Here is a 352-nt window from a genome sequence, read left to right as displayed (position 1 = left end):
GCTTACGACCGGCTGCCACGCATCAAGATTACTGATCTTCTGCTGGAAGTGGACCGCTGGATCAGCTTCACCGACTGCTTTACCCATCGCCGTTCCAGCCGTGTCGCGGATGACAAAAACGCCCTGCTGACGGTGATCCTGGCGGATGGGATTAATCTTGGTCTGACACGCATGGCCGACACCTGTCAGGGTGCCACCCTGCGCCAGTTGGCGCATCTGCATGACTGGCATATCAGCGAGGCCGGATACGCCGAAGCCCTTGGCCGTATGGTTGCAGCCCATCGTGGGCTGCCCCTGGCGTCACTCTGGGGAGACGGCACATCGTCCTCAAGTGATGGTCAATTGTTTCATG

At 59.1% G+C, this 352-nt stretch carries 1 protein-coding gene; it reads left to right on the top strand.

The genetic code is table 11. The features are described 5' to 3' along the window. A partial coding sequence (locus tag KP705_RS19775) for a Tn3 family transposase (protein WP_215765547.1) occupies window positions 1-352 on the top strand: 352 nt, incomplete at both ends.

It is taken from the genome of Gluconobacter sp. P1D12_c, assembly GCF_018812105.1.
In the GTDB taxonomy this organism is placed as follows: Bacteria; Pseudomonadota; Alphaproteobacteria; order Acetobacterales; family Acetobacteraceae; genus Gluconobacter; species Gluconobacter oxydans_A.
The sequence above is the reverse complement of the archived record's forward strand: the minus strand, read 5'-3'. Positions and strand labels throughout refer to the sequence as shown.